Below are 18848 nucleotides of genomic sequence, written 5' to 3' on the forward strand. Positions count from 1 at the left end.
TTCAACACACACTCAGGGCAGCCCGCCGAACCGCCGGGCTCTGTCCGCCTGGATTGATCAACCAAGCCCTGACAACCATGGGAGGAGCTCCGCCGAGGTGAATTCCTGGTGAGCGCTCCGACCACGGAATTGAGTGAACAGCGCGGACATTCCCTACGGTCCCCGCTGGCCAAGTGGATCCGGCGATTGGCCATTCCGATCATCGTCGGCTGGGTCGCGCTGATCGCGGTGCTGAACGTGACCGTGCCGCAACTGGAAGTCGTCGGCCAGATGCGCTCGGTCTCCATGAGCCCGTCGGATGCGCCGTCGGTGATCGCGATGAAGCGCGTCGGCCAGGTGTTCGAGGAGTTCAAGTCCGACAGCGCGGCGATGATCGTCCTCGAGGGCCAGCAGCCGCTGGGCGATGATGCGCGCCGGTACTACAACGAGCTCATCGACAGGCTCGAGGCCGACGACGCGCACGTCGAGCACATTCAGGATTTCTGGGGCGACCCGCTGACCGAAGCCGCGGCGGTGAGCGCAGACGGCAAGGCGGTCTACGTCCAGGCGTATCTGGCCGGCAACATGGGCGAGGCGCTGGCCAACGAGTCGGTGGAGGCCGTCCAGAAGATCGTCGACGGTCTTCCGCCGCCGCCCGGTGTGAAGGTTTACGTGACCGGCGGGTCGGCGCTGCTGGCCGACCAGCAGATCGCCAGCGACCGCAGCGTACGGATCATCGAATTCGTCACGTTCGCCGTCATCATCACGATGCTGCTGCTGGTCTACCGGTCGATCGCCACGATGCTCATCACGCTGGTGATGGTCTTTCTAGCGCTCGCGGCCACCCGCGGTGTGGTGGCGTTCCTGGGCTATCACGAGTTGATCGGCCTATCGACGTTCGCGACCAACCTTCTCGTCACGCTCGCGATAGCCGCATCGACCGACTACGCGATCTTCCTCATCGGGCGTTATCAGGAGGCGCGCACGATAGGCGAAGACCGCGAGCAGGCCTTCCACACGATGTTCCGCGGCACCGCTCACGTGGTGCTGGGCTCGGGCATGACGATTGCCGGCGCGACGTTCTGTCTCTCGTTCACCCGACTGCCCTACTTCCAGTCTCTGGGTATTCCGCTGGCGGTCGGGATGACGATCGCGGTGCTGGTCGCGTTGACATTGGGGCCGGCGATCATCACCGTCGCGAGCCGGTTCGGGTTGGTGGAGCCCAAGCGCGCCATGCGCATTCGCGGCTGGCGGAAGATCGGTGCCGCCATTGTCCGCTGGCCGGGACCGGTCCTGCTGGCGACGGTCGCGCTGTCCCTCGTCGGACTGCTGGCGCTGCCCGGCTACCAGCCGAACTACAACGACCGTCTGTATCTACCTGCGGACCTGCCCGCGAACCAGGGCTTCGCAGCGGCCGAACGGCATTTCTCCCCCGCCACGATGAACCCCGAATTGCTGCTCATCGAAACCGATCACGACCTGCGCAATTCGGCGGACTTCCTGGTGATCGACAAGATCGCGAAGGCGATTTTCCGGGTGCCGGGCATTTCCCGGGTCCAGGCGATCACCCGCCCGAACGGCAAACCCATTGAGTTCAGCACGATCCCGGCGCAACTCAGCCTCGGCGGCGTCAACCAGGACCTGAACCGCAAGTACTCGCAGGACCGGATGGCCGACATGCTGGTGCAGGCCGACGAGATGCAGACCAACATCGACACGATGACCAGAATGATGGCGTTGATGGGCGAGATGAACGCCACGACGCACAGCATGGTCGAAAAGACCCGAACCATGACCGCCCATGTCGTCGAGTTGCGGGACTACATCGCCGATCTCGACGACTTCTTGCGCCCGATCCGCAATTACTTCTACTGGGAACCGCACTGCTTCAACATCCCGGTCTGCTCCTCGATGCGGTCGATCTTCGACACGATCGACGGCATGAACCTGATGACCGACAACATCCAGGCACTGCTGCCGGATTTGGAGCGTCTCGATGCGCTGATGCCGCAACTGCGGGCGCTGCTGCCCGAGCAGATCGAGTCGATGAAGACGATGCGCACCATGATGCTGACCATGCATTCCAGCCAGTCCGGGTTCCAGGACCAGCAGGCTGCGTTGGGCGAGAACCAGGCCGAGATGGGTGACGCGTTCAACGAGGCGTGGAATGACGACACGTTCTATCTGCCGCCGGAGATCTTCGACAACGAAGAGTTCAAGAAGGGGATGGAGAACTTCATCTCGCCCGACGGTCACGCGGTGCGGATGATCATCCAGCACGAGGGCGACCCGCTCAGCGCCGACGGCATCAAACGCATCGACGCGATCAAACTCGCCGCCAAGGAGGCCATCAAAGGCACGCCCTGGGAAGGGTCGACGATCTACCTCGGCGGAACCGCTGCGTCGTTCAAGGACATGGAGGAAGGCAACAGCTACGACCTGATGATCGCGGCGATCCTCGCGCTCGCGCTGATCTTCACGATCATGCTGATCATCACGCGCAGCCTCGTCGCGGCCGCGGTCATCGTCGGCACCGTGGTGCTGTCCCTCGGCGCGTCGTTCGGCCTGTCGATCCTGGTGTGGCAGCACATCCTCGGCATCGAACTGCAGTTCATGGTCATGGCCATGGCCGTGATCATCCTGTTGGCGGTCGGCGCGGACTACAACCTGCTGTTGGTCGCACGATTGAAAGAAGAGCTGCCGGCCGGCATCAACACGGCGATCATCCGCGCCATGGGCGGCAGCGGATCGGTGGTGACAGCGGCGGGCTTGGTCTTCGCATTCACGATGATCTCGATGTCGGTCAGCGCGCTCACGGTCGTCGCGCAGGTCGGCACGACCATCGGCATGGGCCTGCTGTTCGACACCCTGGTGATCCGCGCGTTCATGACACCGTCGATCGCCGCGCTGCTCGGCCGCTGGTTCTGGTGGCCGCAGCGGGTCCGGCCCCGGCCCAAGCCTGTGCCGTGGCCCGCGCCATCGCAGCCGACGCGGTAAAGCAGCCCAGCATCGTCCATCCCATCCCTGGGGTCAGGCCGTTCTTGGCCAGCAGCACCAGCGCGACGCCTGCCACCATGGTCAGCACACCGGCGACGGTCGAACGGGTACCGGTCGCCCCCACGGGTGCGTCCCACCACGGAAGACGGCGATGCTCGAGCGGCGAGAGCAGCCGGAACATTGCGAACATGATGACGGCGAACACAACCGCCCGCAGTGCGAGCAGAGTCCAAAAGCCTGCTGCATCAACGTCATACGCGTCGAGGCCCGCCAGGTGCAGGGAGAACGCGGCGATGGCGATCGCCACGATGTGCCAGAGGTACAGCGTCATCGCTCCCCCGTTTCCGATCGCGACGACATACCAGACCCGGGGCCGCTCGGCCCACCGCCGGATCGCCCCCGCACAGCCGATGAAAACGGCCGACATCCAAGTGCAGTGCAACGCGAGCAGCAGCGTGGGCGGAGACACGTTCGACAGGTGCTCGGTGCCGGTGACGACCAGCGAGATCTCGTAGGGCCCGACCATCGCCAGCACTGTCTGGGAGGTGAGCGCGACGGCCGCGACCACGAGCGCCATGCGCGGGCCGATCAGCCGGCGCGCGTAACCGACACCGAAGACGACAGGGATCAGCCAGACGATGACGAAGTTCGCCACACCCGCCATCGGGGTTCCAACAGAGAGCCGGATCGCGTCCACCGCTGCGGCGGCGGCCAGCAGGCAGGCGACGACCACCGAGACGGCCCGGCCGGTCGACAGGCGGGTCAGAGCCGGTACGAACCCGAGCACGACGAGGTAGACGCCGAGAAACCACAGCAGTGCGACCGATTCGCGGCCGAGGTCCGCGGCGGATTCGGCGCCGAGCGTCAACCGCACCGCGAGCAGTCCGAGCGACCAGGCCGCCAGGTACCAGAAGACCGGTCGGCACAGCCGCTGCGCGCGGGCGAACAACCAGGTGCCCCACGATTTGCCCGCGTGCCACCCGTATGCGCCCGCGGCGCCGCCGGCCAGGAAGAACAGGGGCATGACCTGCACCACCCACGTGACCGGGGCGAGCGCGGGAATCTCACCGAGGATGTTGCCGATTCTGACGCCCCCGGCGTCGATGGTCGCCAGCAGCAGCGCGCAATGGCCGAACATGACGACGACGAGTGCGGCCAGGCGGGCGACGTCGACGGCGCGGTCGCGGTCCGGCGGCGTTTCGGCGGCGAGTTTGTCGGCTGCGGACACGGGTGTGGTGAGCGGCATGCAATCAGGATGCCCCGAGACACCGCCGGCGGGCTTGAGTAGTACTACGCGTCGGCTCCACCGCGGTGCCACGCCCTCCGTGCAGTGAAAAGGGTTGGCGTTTACCGGAACCGCAATAGCGTCGAGCGCGACGGCAGCCGCCCGCACTTACCGTCCGCAACCTCTGGTGTCAAGAAGCGAGCACGGCAGAATGGGGCCTCGATTATCGGGCGGCGGGTTCGGCCCATCCCAGATCGTCAGCGAGACGTTTCCCTGACCCCAGTTGACGGTGTAATAGGTGTGGCACACGTTCCAGTCCCAGTTCGGTGGGCCTGGCGAAACGAACGGACCGCCGGGTCCGCCCCGAGGGTCGTCCCCCGGGCACCAGGTGTAGGGGCCTGAGGGCGGCGCCGCCTCGGCGGTACCGATCCCGAGCCCGATGCCGGCCGCCCCCAAGGCACCGAACATCAGTGCAGTTGCTGCCGATCGCGCGGCTCGATTCATGGTGAAAACCTCTCGTCAGGATTGGTGGACGTTGCTGATGAGATCAGTAAACGCCGTGAGCGTGCCTACCGGTCCCAACTTTGACGCGCTGCCCGGAGGTGATCGATTCCCTTGCGCTACAGCAGTTCGCTCACAATTCGGCGAGAACGCAGTAGCGTAGGCGACAGATGTAAAAAGATCGCTCGGAGGGGGCAGCGAATGGCAGATCGGGAGGGCGGCCAGTGGAACGTCGCTGCGAAGGAGAACGAGGTTTATCTCGAGCGCGCCTCCAAAGATGGCGAGCGGTTGTTCGATGATTCGCTGGCCCCGCACGAAGCGCGCGAACTTGCCCGGCTGCTGACGAAATTCGCGGACAGACTCGACGAGTCCGGCGGTCGGGGCGAGTCCGGCGACCGCGACGAATCCAGCGACGACTCTGACGACTCCAGCGACGGCGATGACTCCGACGACGGCGACGACTCCGATGACTCCAGCGACGACGATGACTCCGACGACTCCGATGACTCCGAAGAGTCCGATGACAGCGGCCGATCGTCGGACTAGATTCCGTCTGCCACATCGCGATCACGCAGCTGCCGGCTGCGCGAGCGTTCCAGCTATGAACTGAATCCTGTTGGTGTGAAATGATTCTCGGGCATAGACGAATGGGTGAAACCCCGCCGCCGACGCGATCAGCAGCGACGGACGCACCGATCGTTATCGAACGTCGCACCCATCGTTATGAGAAACACCGCGAATTTCGCGCAGTCGTGAACGGCCTTGTTGCACGATTGGTCCGGAGGCACTGCGACGCAGGGGACGTCGTCACGCGATAAACAGTTGGACACGGCCGCCATGGGGAGGAACACATGCGCCAACCAACGACCGCTCTCAGTGTTGCGATCTGCATCCTGGTCGCCGGATGCGCAAACACCGTCGGCAATGCCCAGTCGCCGACGACCACCCGTTCGTTGATACCGCGTCCCATTGTCGAGCGTGAATTGGTCGAGCTGCTGCTCACCCCGGAGCAGGTGAACGCAGCGATGGGTGCGACGGAGATGACGGTGACCAGTACCCAGACCGCCATGTCCGACAACAGCGCCACCATGGCCCCTCCGGAGTGCCTGGCCATCGACGGCGCGGCTGAGGCCCCGGTCTACGCCAACAGCGGCTTCAGCGCCGAACGCGATCAGAGTTTCAACGACGGTAATGACTTCGCGCATTACCTCAAGCAGGCTGTCGTGCTGTATCCGCTGGTGGACAAAGCCCGCGCTTTCTTCGATGCGTCCGCCCAGAAGTGGCCGGCCTGCCGCGAGTACAGCCACCTTCAGAGCGGGACACAATGGTCCGTCGGGCCGATCACGAACGCCGATGACGTGCTCAGCACCATCGCAACTCTGCAGAACGCCGCTGCCCCTGGGTGGGGCTGCGGACACGCGCTGGCGCTCAGGAACAACGTCATCATCGACGTCAACACGTGCAGCGCAAACCCCGCTGATTCGGCGGTCAGGATTGCCAAGCAGATCGGCGAGAACGTAACGAAGCGGTGGTGAGAACGCCCGACTATGTTTTGACGTCGGCAGTCGGCAACCCGTGTACCGGAGACGACCAGGTTGCGTTTGTAGGCGATCTTGACGGAAAGACCCGCCGGGCATGCCCGTCAGACGATTCCGGACTCATGGAGGGTCGCGACGAGGTCGAGGATGTGCAGGAGCCCGAGGATCACAAGCACCGCGCCGGCGGCGATGAGCCACGTTCCGCCGGACGGTGGGGACGGTGAGCGATGTTCACCCGACGTCAGCCCGTCCGGATGCAGTAGGCGACGGTCATCATCACGGTTCCAACGAGTTCGCGCGAGGCGGCGGCTGACACCGACGACGAACAACGCCACACCCGCGGCGGCGAACACGGCTGCGCGGACAGCTGGGCCGATCCAGGGCGCGGCACCACCTTGGGCGAGCGTGTACTCGATCATCACTCCCCTCCTCAGCCAGTTCCGGCGCACATTTCGCCGTCGTGACGTTCTCGAGCAACGTGTGAACCGCCTGGCCTTGATCGCGACGTTCCCCTCGACGACCGCGCCGAGGCGAATCGGGTCACCACTCGTCGTCGTCGTTGTCCTCAAGCGGCGGACGCGGCTTGCGCATTACCCACACCGCCCAGATCGCCCCTCCGATCAGCGCTACGACCATCGCCAAGAAGGCCAGCTGCCCTGCCATGTAGGCCATATGAGTCTCTCTGGAGCTTGCGCAAGATCGCCGACACCCGGGCCGCACCGAGCCCATGCATGTTCGTCAATCACCGCACCAGACCGCACCCTGCGAAGACTTATGCGGACTAAACCGTACTTAAACAGAAAACCTCCTGTGACCAGGCGGTTTACTAGTCGGGCTGACAGGATTTGAACCTGCGACCCCTACACCCCCAGTGTAGTGCGCTACCAAACTGCGCCACAGCCCGCGACGCCGCCAGGATCGCCGGCGGCAGGGCGAAAGCCTACCGCAGCCCAATGCCGCGGTCCCAACCGCCGCATCCTGGCCGCGATCTAGGGGCCAACGCTGGCGGTGGTCGCCGCCTCGGCCCCCACCGGCACCGGTTGTGGTGCCCGCCGATACCGCCACGCCACGTAAAGCGCCGTGGCCCAAGCGATGACGATCAAGCTGTAAACGGCCGTCGACCACGGCCAGTGAATACCGAAGTAGTGCACCAGCTTCTGGCTGTTGGTCAGCACGATGACCCCGCCGACGGCCGTGCCCAGCAACGCCGGCCGGATCCGGCTGACCAGCCAGGCCGCGAACGGCGCCGCGATGACACCACCGACCGCGAGTCCGAGGACCACCGGCAGGTTCTCGACGAACTCCTCGCGCAGACCGATACCGAAACCCAGCGAGGCCGACGCCGCGACCAGGAATTCCGAGGCACTCACTGAACCGATCACCGTCCGCGGCGCGGTCTTGCCCCGCGACAGCAGCGTGCTCGTCGTCACCGGGCCCCACCCGCCGCCACCGGAGGCGTCGATGAACCCGCCGAACAACCCAAGCGGACTGAGGAACTTGGCCGAATGCGGCGTCTCACCGTGGCGCAGCACCGGGGGGTGACGCAGCGAGAAGCGCAGCAGCACGTAGATCCCGATCACCACCAGGATGCCCGCCATCAGCGGTGCCGCGTGCTCCGTCGACAGCGAGGACAGCACCGTCGCGCCGGCGAACGCGCCGATGGCACCAGGCCCGCCCAGCTTCAACACGATCGGCCAATCGATGTTCTTGAACCGCCAATGCGACAACCCGGAAGCCAACGTGGTGCCGACCTCGGCCAGGTGCACGGCGGCGCTGGCCTGGGCCGCGCCGAGACCGCTGAGTACCAGCAGCGTCGAAGCGGTGACGCCGAACGCCATGCCCAGGGCGCCGTCGACCAACTGGGCGCCGACCCCGACGAGCGTGAAGATGAGAAGCGAACGCATACGTTCGGCTGCTTTCGGAAGTGGTCACCGGGCTGAGGGCGACCAGACGGACAGTGGGCGCGGATCAGATGCGCGCGCGACACCACTCGTCGAAGGCGATGACCCGTCGCGAGGGCCAGAACGGCTCCAGCGCGCAGAGGGCAGACGGCGCGGTGCGGAATCGGCGTTCGGCCACCCGGCTCCCCTCTCTGGTCAAATGGTTCGGCGTAACCTTACCTACCTCGTCTAGACGGTCAGCAATCGATACAGCCCGATCATTCCCACGACCAAGATCACCGCCCGCAACGCGTTGGGGGAAAGTCGACGTCCGTAGTGCGCACCGAGGAAGCCGCCGATCAACGAACCTGCTGCGATCAGGCCCGCCGCCGGCCAGCTGACCCGGTCGAACGCGACCACCGTGTACGCCACCGCCGCCACCACGTTGACCACCAGTGACAGCAGGTTCTTGGCGGCGTTCATTCGCTGCATGTCCTCGGGCAGCAGTGCGCCCATCGCGGCGATGAGCATGATGCCCTGCGCCGCGGTGAAATAGCCGCCGTAGATCCCGATGGCGAACGTCGCGACGACGACCGCCGCCAACCGCGACCGCGAGACGTGTTCGGCGGATTGTCCGGCCGCTTCGGCTCGGCGTCGCGCATACCCCTGGACCCGCGGACCGACCACCACCAGAACCAGCGCCAGGACCAGCAGCACCGGCACCACCTGGGCGAACACCGTCTCCGGCAGGTGCAGCAGCAGCCACGCCCCCACCCCGGCACCCACGAACGATGCCGGGATCTGCCAGGCGAGGCGTTTCCACTGGCCCCGCAATTCGCGGCGGTAACCCCAGGTTCCCGACACCCCACCGGCCACCAGGCCGATGGCGTTCGACATGGTCGACGTGACCGGTGGATATCCCAGCGCGACCAGGGTCGGGAACGTGATCAACGTGCCGGAGCCCACGAGCGTGTTGATTGCGCCCGCTCCGAGGCCGGCCAACGCGATCACGACCATGTCGACGACGGGCACCAGAGGAACGCTAGTCGCCGCGATTTGTGGAGCGGCAGCGGCGCCTATCGCCGCTCAAACTCCACAAATCACCGTAAGAATCACCGTGAGCGAGACCCCCGCTTCTCCCGCACGCGGACGTTGACGCGGATCGGGCTGCCTTCGAAGCCGAACGTCTCGCGCAGCCGTCGCTCCAGGAACCGCCGGTACCCGGCCTCGAGGAACCCGGATGTGAACAGCACGAACGTCGGCGGTCGGGCGGTCGCCTGGGTGGCGAACAGGATTCGCGGCTGCTTGCCGCCGCGGACCGGCGGTGGGTGCGCCGCGACGACCTCCTTGAGGAACGTGTTCAGCCGCCCCGTCGGCACCCGGGTGTCCCACGACTCCAGGGACTTCTCCAGCGCGGGCACCAGTTTCTGCACCGCCCGCCCCGTCTTGGCCGAGATGTTGACCCGCGGCGCCCACTGCAGTTGTACGAGTTCGCGGTCGATCTCGCGGTCCAGTAGGTAGCGACGGTCCTCGTCGACGAGATCCCACTTGTTGAAGGCCAGCACCAGTGCCCGGCCCGCCTCGATCACCATCGACAACACCCGCTGGTCCTGCTCGGTCAGCGGCTGCGACGCGTCGATCAACACGATCGCCACCTCGGCGGCATCGATCGCGCCGTGCGTTCGCACCGACGCGTAGAACTCATGCCCGCTGGCTTGGCCGACCTTGCGGCGCAATCCCGCGGTGTCGACGAACCGCCAGAGCTTGCCTTCCATTTCGATCAGCGAGTCGACCGGATCGACCGTGGTGCCAGCGACGTCGTGGACTACCGACCGCTCGTCGCCGGCGAGCCGGTTCAGCAGCGAGCTCTTGCCCACATTCGGCTTGCCCACCAACGCAACTCGGCGCGGGCCACCCCCGCCTGCGGCCATCTCCGAGACCGCCGGCAGCGAGTCGACCACACTGTCGAGCAGGTCGGCCACCCCGCGGCCGTGCATCGCGCTGATCGGATGCGGCTCTCCGAGTCCCAACGACCACAGCGCAGCGGCGTCGGCCTCGCCCCGTTCACTGTCGACTTTGTTGGCCGCGAGGAACACCGGCTTACCCGAGCGTTGCAGCAGTTTGGCGGCCGCCTCGTCGGCGGTGGTCGCGCCGACCACCGCGTCGACCACAAAGATGATCGCGTCGGCGGTACGCATCGCAACCGACGCCTGCTCGGCCACCAACTGCTGCAGGCCTTTCGCGTCGGGCTCCCAGCCTCCGGTGTCCTGCAAGACGAAGCGTCGGCCCGACCACAGCGCGTCATAGGACACCCGATCCCGGGTAACCCCCGGCACGTCCTGCACGACGGCCTCGCGACGGCCCAGGATCCGGTTCACCAACGTCGACTTGCCGACGTTCGGCCGCCCGACGACGGCGACCACCGGCGGCGGTGCAGCAGCCTCTTCGATGGCTTCGGCGATGTCTTGTTCTGAATCCTGCGCCCAACGCTCCCAATCGGTTTCGTCGGACCAGGTGCCGTCCTCACTCATCGCTGCGCTCCCGCTCGCTCCCACACGAGCCGCTTCAAGTGCTCGATCACCTCAGGTTGCGTCATCGTGCTGGTGTCGACCACCACCGCATCGTCGGCGGGTCGCAGCGGTGACACCGCCCGCGTCGAATCCAGATGGTCCCGCCGCTTGACGTCGGCCAGCACCGCCTCGTAGTCGTCGGCCAGGCCGGCCACTTTGTTCTGCTCGTTGCGCCGCCGCGCGCGCTCTTCTGCCGACGCGGTCAGGAAAATCTTGACGTCCGCATCCGGCAGCACCACCGTGCCGATGTCGCGGCCCTCGACCACCACGCTGCCCTCACCTGCGGCCAGCGCACGCTGCACATCGACAAGCCGGGTGCGCACCGCGGGCACCGCGGAAACCGCCGAGACGGCCTTCGTCACCGCGTCGCCGCGGATCTCCGTCGAAACGTCTTCTCCGTCAAGGTAAGAACAGTCCTCATCGGGGTCGTACCCGACAGCCAGCTCGGCGGCCGCGGCGGTCGCGGCGACCGCATCAGCGTCCACCACGTCGACGCCCGCGCGCAGCACCGCCAGCGTGACGATCCGGTACATCGCGCCGGTGTCGAGGAAACGCGCGTGCAACGCACGCGCCAATCCCCGTGACACCGTTGACTTTCCGGTTCCGGCCGGCCCGTCGACGGCGACCACCAGATCCGTCACAGGCCGACCGCCTTGTACAACTCGCCGAGCTCCTTTTGCGTCAGTACCCGGATGCTGCCCGGCCGCTGATCGCCCAACGCGACCGTGCCGATCTCGGTCCGCACCAGCTCCTGCACCGGATAGCCGACCGCCGCGAGCATCCGTCGCACGATCCGCTTGCGACCCTCGTGCAAGGTCACCCGGACCAGCGTCTTGCCGGGAACCTTGTCGACCACCGCGAAATCGTCGACGCGGGCGGGACCGTCGTCGAGTTCGACACCGTTTCGCAGCTCGCGGCCCAACCCGCGCGGCACCGTGCCCAGCACGGTGGCCAGGTACGTCTTGGGCACCTCGAACGACGGGTGCATCAGCCGGTGAGCCAGCTCGCCGTCGTTGGTCAGCAACATCAACCCCTCGGTGTCGGCATCGAGCCGGCCGACGTGAAACAGCTTCTTGTTTCCCCGGACCCGGTGCTCGACCAGATCGCCGATGCACGGCCTGCCCCGGTCGTCGGACATCGTCGAATGCATGCCCTTGGGTTTGTTGATCGCCAGGTGCACCAGCGTGTCGTCGAGCGTCACCCGCGCCCCGTCGACCCGGATCACCGACACCGCCGGATCGACGCGGGTGCCCAGCTCGGTGACGACGCGGTCGTCGACCTCGACGCGGCCGTCCCTGATCATCTTCTCGGCCACCCGGCGCGACGCTATTCCGGCCTGCGACAACACTTTCTGCAGCCGCACGCCGTCGGATTCAGCCATTCGTATCGGTGTCCACATCGAAGGACAGCGGCTGCTCGGGCGCCGGGGCACCGCTGAGTTTGACGAAACGCGGGTCCTCGTCGAGGGTTTCACTGAGGTCGTCGATCACGTCGACGTCGGGCAACAGCGGTGCGATGTCGGGCAGATCGGCCAGCGACGACAGCCCCAGCCGCTCGAGGAACAACTCGGTCGTCGCGAACGTCACTGCGCCGGAGTCGGGATCGGTGCCCGCCTCGGTGATCAGGCCGCGCGCCATCAGCGTGCGCATCACCGCGTCGACGTTGACGCCCCGCACCGCGCTCACCCGGGCGCGGGTCACCGGCTGCCGATAGGCGACCACGGCCAGCGTCTCCAGCGCCGCCCGGGTCAGCTTGGAGCGGGCCCCGTCGAGCAGCAGTCGCTCCACGTACGGCGCGTAGCGCGACCGCGTGTACATGCGCCAGCCACCGCCTGCCTCGCGCAGGTCGATGCCACTGCCGCGGTCGGCGAACTCCTGCGCCATCGCGGACAGCTTGGCCGCCACCCGGTACGGCGGCTGCTCGACCACCGAGGCGAGTTGCTCGACGGTCGCCGGGGTGTCGACCACCAGCAGCAGCGCCTCGAGCACCGCGCCCAGTTCCGAGTCCTCCATCTCGGGCGGCTCGGCGACGTCGATGCCCAGGCCGGAATCGGTCACGATGCCCTCGTGGTCGAGGTCCGTCGTGGCCTCGTGGAGGTTGTCGGGGTCTTCCCTATCCATACTGTTCTTCTTCCACCGCCAGATGCTGGTGCGTCGGCCGCTCACCGGTCCACGAAATCTGCAGCACACCAAGCGGTTCAGGTTGTTCGAATGCTACCGCCCGGGCGCGGTAGAGCTCGAGCAGCGCCAGAAACCGCCCGACGATCTCGATCGGCGCCTCACAGTCGGCCACCAGATCCCGGAAGGACGCCCACCGGCCGATCCCGCGGCTCTCCAGCAGTGCCATTAGGTTACCGATCTGCTCTGGCACCGACACCGCCGCGTGATGCAGATGGTCGGTGCTCACTGTCGGCACCGGCCTGGGCGTGAACGCGGTCGCGGCAATCTGCGCGAAGGCCTGTGCGTCGACGCCGATCATCACCTCAGGCAACAGTTCGGAGTAGCGGTCATCCAACGCGACTGAGCGCGGATAGCTGCGCAGCGCCGCGGCCTCCAACTCGGCGAACATCTCCGCCACGTGCTTGAAGGCGCGGTATTGCAGCAGCCGGGCGAACAGCAGGTCGCGCACCTCGAGCAGGGCGAGGTCCTCTTCGTCGTGCACCTCGCCGGCGGGCAGCAGCCGGGCGGCTTTCAAATCGAGCAGCGTCGCCGCGATCACCAGGAACGCGGTCGTCTCGTCGAGTTCCAACTGGGGGCCGATGGCCTTGGTATAGGCGATGAAGTCGTCGGTCACCCGGTGCAACGCCACCTCGGTGACGTCGAGGCGGTGCGCGAAGATCAACTGCAGCAGCAGGTCGAACGGACCCTCGAAATTGCTGAGCCGAACCTGGAATCCGGACGGCGAAGACTCGACGGAATCCGGGTTTGCCGCTGGTCCGGTCTCCGTCACCGGGTCATTCACGCGCCGAACCGGTCGATGACCTCGCGAGCCAACGATCGATACCCCTGCGCCCCAGCGGATTTCGGTGCCCAGGTGGTGATCGGTTCACCGGCGACGCTGGTCTCGGGGAAGCGTACGGTGCGGGTGATGACGGTATCGAACACCAAGTCGCCGAAGCGCTCCACAACTCGGGCCATCACTTCCCGGGAGTTTACGGTGCGCGGGTCGTAGCGGGTGATCAGGATGCCGCTGATGGACAGCTTCGGGTTCAGCCTGTCGTGCACCTTGTCGACGGTGTCGGTGAGCAGCGCCAGCCCGCGCAGCGAGAAGAACTCGCACTCGGTCGGGATGATCACACCGTCGCTGCACGCCAGGCCGTTCACGGTGAGCAGCCCCAGCGAGGGCTGGCAATCGATCAGCACGTAGTCGTAGCGGTCCAGCACCGGGTACAGCGCGCGGGCCAGCGACTGCTCGCGGCCGACCTCGTTGACCAACTGGATCTCCGCTGCCGACAGGTCGATGTTGCTCGGCACCAGATCCAAGTTCTTGACCCGGGTCTTGATCAGCACGTCGTCGATCGACACCCGCGGTTCGACCAGCAGGTTGTGCACCGTGTGCTCGAGTTCGTAGTGCGGCACCCCCAGCCCCGCCGACAGCGCGCCCTGCGGGTCGAGGTCCACCAGCAGCACCCGGCGGCCGTACTCGGCGAGGCTGGCGCCCAGGTTGATCGTCGACGTGGTCTTGCCGACCCCGCCCTTCTGGTTGCACATCGCGATGACCTTGGCCGGACCATGGGCGGTCTTCGGCTGCGGTTCGGGAATGTCCCGCGGGGGACGGCCGGTCAAGCTGGGTGTTTCGGGCGTGCCGCCCTGCGTTCCGTCGTCGCTCATGCCCGACCGTCGCTGGTCAGGCAATTCAGAGACATGGCGGACATCCGGGCAAGTTTAACGGGAGGAACGTGCCAGGTCAGCCAGACCCGCGGGCAACTTCGGAGCCGATCGGGCCGCCTCGCGGCTTAAGGTGACGCCATGGGTCTCAAGCAACGCATGCCGCTGCTGCGGTGGTCGGTCCTGCGGATGGCAGTGGGCGCCCGCAACATCCTCACCAGCGGCCAGATCGGCGACGGCCGGGAAGCGGCAGCTCGCGACTATGTGCTGGCCAACGCGAGGCAGGGCGACATCGACGACGTCATCGCCAAGATCGACCAGTACGCCTACGAGAAGTCGTTCCTGATCAACGTCGGCGACGAGAAAGGCGCGATCCTCGACGCTGCGGTCCGGCGCGCGGACCCGCGCCTGGTGCTCGAGCTCGGTACCTACTGCGGATACGGCGCGCTACGGCTGGCCCGGGCGGCGCCCTCGGCGCGGGTCTTCTCGGTCGAACTTGCCGAAGCCAACGCCGAGATCGCCCGCGGCATCTGGGCCCACGCCGGGGTAGCCGACCGCATCACCTGCGTGGTCGGCACCATCGGCGACGGCGGCCGCACCCTCGACGCGCTGGCCGCCGAGCACGGCTTCGGTCCGGGCAAGCTCGACGTGCTGTTCCTCGACCACGACAAGGACGCCTACCTCCCCGACCTGCAGAGCATGCTCGACCGGGACTGGCTGCACCGCGGCTCGATCGTGGTGGCCGACAACGTGAAGATCCCGGGGGCGCCGAAGTATCGGGAGTACATGCGCCGGCAGCAGGGCAAGCTGTTCGACACCGTCGAGCACAAGACGCACGCCGAGTACCAGACGCTGCTGGCCGATCTGGTGCTCGAGTCGGTTTTCCGAGGCGAGCAGACGTAAATTGCCCCGAAATACGCCATTTTCGAGGCAGTTTGCGTCTGCTCCCGCTGACTACCGCGCCCGGGGGTGGGCGCCGGCCCAGACCTCGCGCAGCGCGTTGACCGTCACCATGGTGTAGATCTGCGTGGTCGTGACCGACGCATGGCCGAGCAGCTCCTGCACGACGCGGACGTCGGCGCCGCCGTCGAGCAAATGCGTCGCGAAGGAGTGGCGCAACACGTGCGGCGACACTGCGGCGCTGATGCCGGCCCGCTCGGCGGCGTCCTGCAAGACCTGCCACGCGCTCTGCCGTGACAGCCGTCCGCCCCTGGCGTTGAGAAAGATCGCGGGCGTACCCCGGCCACGGCGCGCCAGATCGGGACGCCCCCGCACGAAAAAGGCATCCAGCGCGGTGACGGCGGGTCTGCCGACCGGGACCAGCCGATGTTTGCCGCCCTTGCCGCGCAGCAGCACCGACCGCGCGTGGGTGTCGACGTCGTCGATGTCGAGTCCGACCGCCTCGGAGATCCTGGCCCCCGTCGAGTACAGCAGTTCCAGCAGCGCCCGGTTGCGCAGCGTCAGCGGGTTGTCGGCCTCGCTGTCACCGCCCGCACCCTCGAGCAGCGCCAGCACCTCGTCGACAGTCAGGCTCTTGGGCAGCCGCCTGCTCGGCGTCGGAGGTTTGACCGCCGACGCGACGTTGAGATCGGTGAGCCCTTCAGCGGCCGCGAAGCGGTGTAGTCCCCGCACCGCGATCAGCGCGCGCGCCGCCGAAACCGCCGACAGCGGTGCGGTGCCAGCCCCGGCGTCGCCGCGCCGCAGCGCGACCAGGAACTCGCTGACATCGGTCTCGGCGACATTGGTCAGGTCGTCGATACCGCGCGCGGTCAGGTGTTCGGTGTAGCGGCGCAGGTCGCGACGGTAGGAACTCAACGTGTTTGCGGCCACGCCGCGTTCGATGGTCAGGTGGTCAAGGTAACCCTGCACCTGACCGTCGAGCGCGGTCGCAAAGGTGGTCACGGATGCCCTTTCCGGCGGCCGAACGCCGTCGGCCGATCGGGCCACGGCGCGTCGACGGGCCGCAGCGCCGCCCGATCATTGATGGCGTGCGCGGCCAAAAGACCGCCCACCGCAAGCGAATTGACTATCTCCCCGGCCAGCACCATGCGGACCGCGTCATCGAGCGGATACCACCGCACCGTCAGATCCGCTTCCTCATCTCGGCCGTCGGGGCGCCCGACGTCGGTGAGGCCGGTGGCCAGATACACCCGCACACTTTCGTCGCTGAAGCCCGGCGCGGAAATCAGGTCGACGAGCACGCACCAGTCGGTGGCCGACAGACCGGCCTCTTCCTCGAGTTCCCGCGCGGCGGTGAGGTGGGGCGGTTCACCGCCGAGGTCGAGCAGGCCGGCGGGCAGTTCCCACAACCGCCGCCCCAGCGGGTGCCGGTACTGGTGGACCAGCGCGATGTTGCGGTCGTCGTCCATCGCGAGAACGGCGACGGCGCCGTAGTGTTCGACCACCTCACGGCGGGCGGTGTGGCCGCCGGGCATGCGGACCTCGTCCGCGCGCAACGCGAAGATGTTTCCGACGTACAGGGTTTCGGAGGAGACGGTCTCGAAGTCGTGGTCAGCCACGGGTCGCGGGCTCTTGCAGCAGGGCCCCGACTTCGTCGGCATGTTCGACGCCGTTGGGCCGCTTCCCGGAGATGTCCATGCCGGGAAGTCGCTCCTCCGCCTTGTAGTCGAGCGCTGCCCCCACGAACGCGACGAACAACGGATGCGGTCGGGTGGGTCTGCTTTTCAGTTCGGGGTGCGCCTGGGTGCCGACGATGAACGGATGCACATCGGCCGAGTACTCCACGAACTCGACGAGGTGACCGTCCGGCGACGTACCGGAGAACCGCAGGCCGCTCTCGGCGATGCGGTCGCGGTATTGATTGTTCACCTCGTAGCGGTGACGATGCCGTTCGGACACCTCGGTAGCGTCGTATGCCCGCGCCACGATCGAATCCGGCTGCAGCACAGCGGGATACGCACCGAGACGCATGGTGCCGCCGAGATCCGCGTCGCCTGCGACGGCGTCGCGTTGATCAGCCATGGTGGAGATCACCGGGTCGGGGGTCGCCGGGTCGAACTCTGCGGAGTTGGCCTCGCTGATACCGACCGAGCGGGCCGCCTCGATCACGATGCACTGCAATCCCAAGCACAGTCCCAGCACCGGCAGGCCGCGCTTACGGGCGTACTGGATCGCGCCGATCTTGCCTTCGATGCCCCGGATGCCGAAGCCGCCGGGGATCAGCACACCGTGCACGTCGGCGAGGGCGGCGGCCGCATCGCCGTCGATCTCGCAGTCGTCGGAGGCGACCCAGCGCATCTCGACCTTGGCCCGGTGCTTGAATCCGCCCGCACGCAACGCCTCGGCCACCGACAGGTAGGCATCCGACAAGTCGATGTACTTGCCCACCAACGCGATTCGCACGGTTTCATGCGGTTCGTGCACCCGCTGGAGAAGATCGTTCCACTGGGTCCAATCGACGTCGCGGAACGGCAGGTTCAGCCGGCGCACCACGTACGCGTCGAGTTCCTCGCGGTGCAGCACCTTGGGGATGTCATAGATCGACGGCGCGTCGGGGGTTGAGATGACGCCGTCGACGTCGACGTCACACATCAGCGCGATCTTGTTCTTCAGCGGTTCGGGTACATCACGGTCGCAGCGCAGGATCAACGCGTCCGGCGTGATACCGATGCTGCGCAGCGCCGCCACCGAATGTTGCGTCGGCTTGGTCTTCAGTTCGCCCGACGGCGCCATGTACGGCACCAGCGAGCAGTGCAGAAAAAAACAGTTCTCCCGCCCGACCTCGTGACGAACCTGCCGCGCGGCCTCCAGGAACGGCAGCGATTCGATGTCGCCGACCGTGCCGCCGATCTCGGTGATCACGATGTCGGGCCGTCGACCACTCTCGTCGGGCGCCGCCATCGCGAGGATGCGGGCCTTGATCTCGTCGGTGATGTGCGGGATCACCTGCACGGTGTCGCCGAGGTATTCGCCACGGCGTTCTTTGGCGATGACCGACGAATACACCTGTCCGGTCGTGACGTTCGCCGACCCGGACAGATTGCGGTCGAGGAAACGTTCGTAGTGCCCGACATCCAGATCGGTCTCGGCGCCGTCCTCGGTGACGAACACCTCGCCGTGCTGGAACGGGTTCATGGTGCCGGGATCGACGTTGAGGTAGGGGTCGAGCTTTTGCATCGTCACCTGCAAGCCACGCGCGGTCAACAGCTGCCCGAGACTCGAAGCGGTCAGCCCCTTGCCGAGTGAGGAAACGACGCCGCCCGTGACGAAGAGGTGCTTGGTGGCCGTTTGCGGGTGCTTGCGTAGCGGCTTCACTTGACCGGGCAAGAGCAACCTCCGTGACGACGGGCAGGGCTTACATTTCTGGGCTG

At 66.6% G+C, this 18848-nt stretch carries 18 protein-coding genes and 1 tRNA gene; 4 read left to right on the forward strand and 15 right to left on the reverse strand.

The window, feature by feature from the left end:
- The first annotated feature begins 108 nt into the window (after nt 1-108).
- A complete protein-coding gene (locus tag AU185_RS07645; protein WP_059098626.1) occupies nt 109-2976 on the forward strand; it encodes an MMPL/RND family transporter in 2868 nt (955 codons plus the stop codon).
- Here the strand turns inward: AU185_RS07645 and AU185_RS24555 are convergent.
- The gene (locus AU185_RS24555) at nt 2864-4222 is read right to left on the reverse strand and encodes an acyltransferase family protein (RefSeq protein ID WP_082683781.1); all 1359 of its coding nucleotides are present in this window, start codon (nt 4220-4222) and stop codon (nt 2864-2866) included. The genes AU185_RS07645 and AU185_RS24555 overlap by 113 nt on opposite strands.
- 681 nt (nt 4223-4903) lie before the next feature.
- Here AU185_RS24555 and AU185_RS07660 point away from each other — a divergent pair.
- Nucleotides 4904-5248: a hypothetical protein gene (locus AU185_RS07660; RefSeq protein ID WP_059098629.1), complete on the forward strand. Its 345-nt coding sequence runs from the start codon at nt 4904-4906 to the stop codon at nt 5246-5248.
- A gap of 305 nt (nt 5249-5553) precedes the next feature.
- Entirely contained in the window at nt 5554-6237 is a 684-nt protein-coding gene (locus AU185_RS07665) for a sensor domain-containing protein (RefSeq protein ID WP_059098630.1), read from the forward strand.
- Between the two features lie 107 nt (nt 6238-6344).
- Here AU185_RS07665 and AU185_RS07670 read toward each other — a convergent pair whose 3' ends face one another.
- The 11 genes from AU185_RS07670 to AU185_RS07715 all read right to left on the reverse strand — a co-directional run bounded on the left by AU185_RS07670 (nt 6345) and on the right by AU185_RS07715 (nt 14520).
- Nucleotides 6345-6659: a hypothetical protein gene (locus tag AU185_RS07670; protein WP_059098631.1), complete on the reverse strand. Its 315-nt coding sequence runs from the start codon at nt 6657-6659 to the stop codon at nt 6345-6347.
- A 121-nt stretch (nt 6660-6780) separates the two neighbouring features.
- On the reverse strand, nt 6781-6912 hold the full coding sequence (locus tag AU185_RS25540) for a hypothetical protein (RefSeq protein ID WP_286131862.1): 132 nt from the start codon (nt 6910-6912) through the stop codon (nt 6781-6783).
- A 158-nt stretch (nt 6913-7070) separates the two neighbouring features.
- A tRNA-Pro gene (locus AU185_RS07675) sits at nt 7071-7144 on the reverse strand.
- 85 nt (nt 7145-7229) lie between these two features.
- Nucleotides 7230-8144, reverse strand: a complete 915-nt coding sequence (locus AU185_RS07680) for a sulfite exporter TauE/SafE family protein (protein ID WP_059098632.1) — start codon at nt 8142-8144, stop codon at nt 7230-7232.
- A 225-nt stretch (nt 8145-8369) separates the two neighbouring features.
- A complete protein-coding gene (locus tag AU185_RS07685; RefSeq protein ID WP_059098633.1) occupies nt 8370-9137 on the reverse strand; it encodes a sulfite exporter TauE/SafE family protein in 768 nt (255 codons plus the stop codon).
- Nucleotides 9138-9232: 95 nt separating this feature from the next.
- Nucleotides 9233-10651: a ribosome biogenesis GTPase Der gene (gene der, locus AU185_RS07690; protein WP_059098634.1), complete on the reverse strand. Its 1419-nt coding sequence runs from the start codon at nt 10649-10651 to the stop codon at nt 9233-9235.
- The gene (gene cmk / locus AU185_RS07695) at nt 10648-11331 is read right to left on the reverse strand and encodes a (d)CMP kinase (RefSeq protein WP_059098635.1); all 684 of its coding nucleotides are present in this window, start codon (nt 11329-11331) and stop codon (nt 10648-10650) included. Before cmk ends, der begins: the two co-directional genes overlap by 4 nt.
- A complete protein-coding gene (locus tag AU185_RS07700; RefSeq protein ID WP_059098636.1) occupies nt 11328-12071 on the reverse strand; it encodes a pseudouridine synthase in 744 nt (247 codons plus the stop codon). Before AU185_RS07700 ends, cmk begins: the two co-directional genes overlap by 4 nt.
- The gene (gene scpB, locus AU185_RS07705) at nt 12064-12702 is read right to left on the reverse strand and encodes an SMC-Scp complex subunit ScpB (RefSeq protein ID WP_059098669.1); all 639 of its coding nucleotides are present in this window, start codon (nt 12700-12702) and stop codon (nt 12064-12066) included. Before scpB ends, AU185_RS07700 begins: the two co-directional genes overlap by 8 nt.
- A 100-nt stretch (nt 12703-12802) precedes the next feature.
- Nucleotides 12803-13639, reverse strand: a complete 837-nt coding sequence (locus tag AU185_RS07710) for a segregation/condensation protein A (protein ID WP_156425435.1) — start codon at nt 13637-13639, stop codon at nt 12803-12805.
- Nucleotides 13640-13647: 8 nt separating this feature from the next.
- Nucleotides 13648-14520: a ParA family protein gene (locus AU185_RS07715; protein ID WP_059098638.1), complete on the reverse strand. Its 873-nt coding sequence runs from the start codon at nt 14518-14520 to the stop codon at nt 13648-13650.
- Nucleotides 14521-14658: 138 nt separating this feature from the next.
- On the opposite strand from AU185_RS07715, the gene AU185_RS07720 reads away from it, so the two are divergent.
- The gene (locus AU185_RS07720) at nt 14659-15420 is read left to right on the forward strand and encodes an O-methyltransferase (RefSeq protein ID WP_059098639.1); all 762 of its coding nucleotides are present in this window, start codon (nt 14659-14661) and stop codon (nt 15418-15420) included.
- 51 nt (nt 15421-15471) lie between these two features.
- On the opposite strand, the gene xerD is transcribed toward AU185_RS07720, so the two are convergent.
- The 3 genes from xerD to pyrG are packed head-to-tail and all read right to left on the reverse strand — an operon-like array spanning nt 15472 to nt 18792.
- A complete protein-coding gene (xerD, locus tag AU185_RS07725; RefSeq protein ID WP_059098640.1) occupies nt 15472-16419 on the reverse strand; it encodes a site-specific tyrosine recombinase XerD in 948 nt (315 codons plus the stop codon).
- The gene (locus AU185_RS07730; protein WP_059098641.1) at nt 16416-17036 is read right to left on the reverse strand and encodes an NUDIX domain-containing protein; all 621 of its coding nucleotides are present in this window, start codon (nt 17034-17036) and stop codon (nt 16416-16418) included. Before AU185_RS07730 ends, xerD begins: the two co-directional genes overlap by 4 nt.
- Nucleotides 17029-18792 carry a CTP synthase gene (gene pyrG, locus AU185_RS07735; RefSeq protein ID WP_059098642.1) on the reverse strand — a complete coding sequence of 588 codons (1764 nt, stop codon included), beginning with the start codon at nt 18790-18792 and terminating at the stop codon, nt 17029-17031. The genes AU185_RS07730 and pyrG overlap by 8 nt, the downstream gene beginning before the upstream one ends.
- Nucleotides 18793-18848: the final 56 nt, after the last annotated feature.

It is taken from the genome of Mycobacterium sp. GA-0227b (assembly GCF_001499855.1).
Classification (GTDB): domain Bacteria; phylum Actinomycetota; class Actinomycetes; order Mycobacteriales; family Mycobacteriaceae; genus Mycobacterium.

Coding starts and splice junctions, on each gene's coding strand:
- AU185_RS24555 (WP_082683781.1), bottom strand. CDS start 4,222: ATGCCGCTCACCACACCCGTGTCCGCAGCCGACAAACTCGCCGCCGAA.
- AU185_RS07660 (WP_059098629.1), top strand. CDS start 4,904: ATGGCAGATCGGGAGGGCGGCCAGTGGAACGTCGCTGCGAAGGAGAAC.
- AU185_RS07665 (WP_059098630.1), top strand. CDS start 5,554: ATGCGCCAACCAACGACCGCTCTCAGTGTTGCGATCTGCATCCTGGTC.
- AU185_RS07670 (WP_059098631.1), bottom strand. CDS start 6,659: ATGATCGAGTACACGCTCGCCCAAGGTGGTGCCGCGCCCTGGATCGGC.
- AU185_RS25540 (WP_286131862.1), bottom strand. CDS start 6,912: ATGGCCTACATGGCAGGGCAGCTGGCCTTCTTGGCGATGGTCGTAGCG.
- AU185_RS07680 (WP_059098632.1), bottom strand. CDS start 8,144: ATGCGTTCGCTTCTCATCTTCACGCTCGTCGGGGTCGGCGCCCAGTTG.
- AU185_RS07685 (WP_059098633.1), bottom strand. CDS start 9,137: ATGGTCGTGATCGCGTTGGCCGGCCTCGGAGCGGGCGCAATCAACACG.
- der (WP_059098634.1), bottom strand. CDS start 10,651: ATGAGTGAGGACGGCACCTGGTCCGACGAAACCGATTGGGAGCGTTGG.
- AU185_RS07700 (WP_059098636.1), bottom strand. CDS start 12,071: ATGGCTGAATCCGACGGCGTGCGGCTGCAGAAAGTGTTGTCGCAGGCC.
- scpB (WP_059098669.1), bottom strand. CDS start 12,702: ATGGAGGACTCGGAACTGGGCGCGGTGCTCGAGGCGCTGCTGCTGGTG.
- AU185_RS07715 (WP_059098638.1), bottom strand. CDS start 14,520: ATGAGCGACGACGGAACGCAGGGCGGCACGCCCGAAACACCCAGCTTG.
- AU185_RS07720 (WP_059098639.1), top strand. CDS start 14,659: ATGGGTCTCAAGCAACGCATGCCGCTGCTGCGGTGGTCGGTCCTGCGG.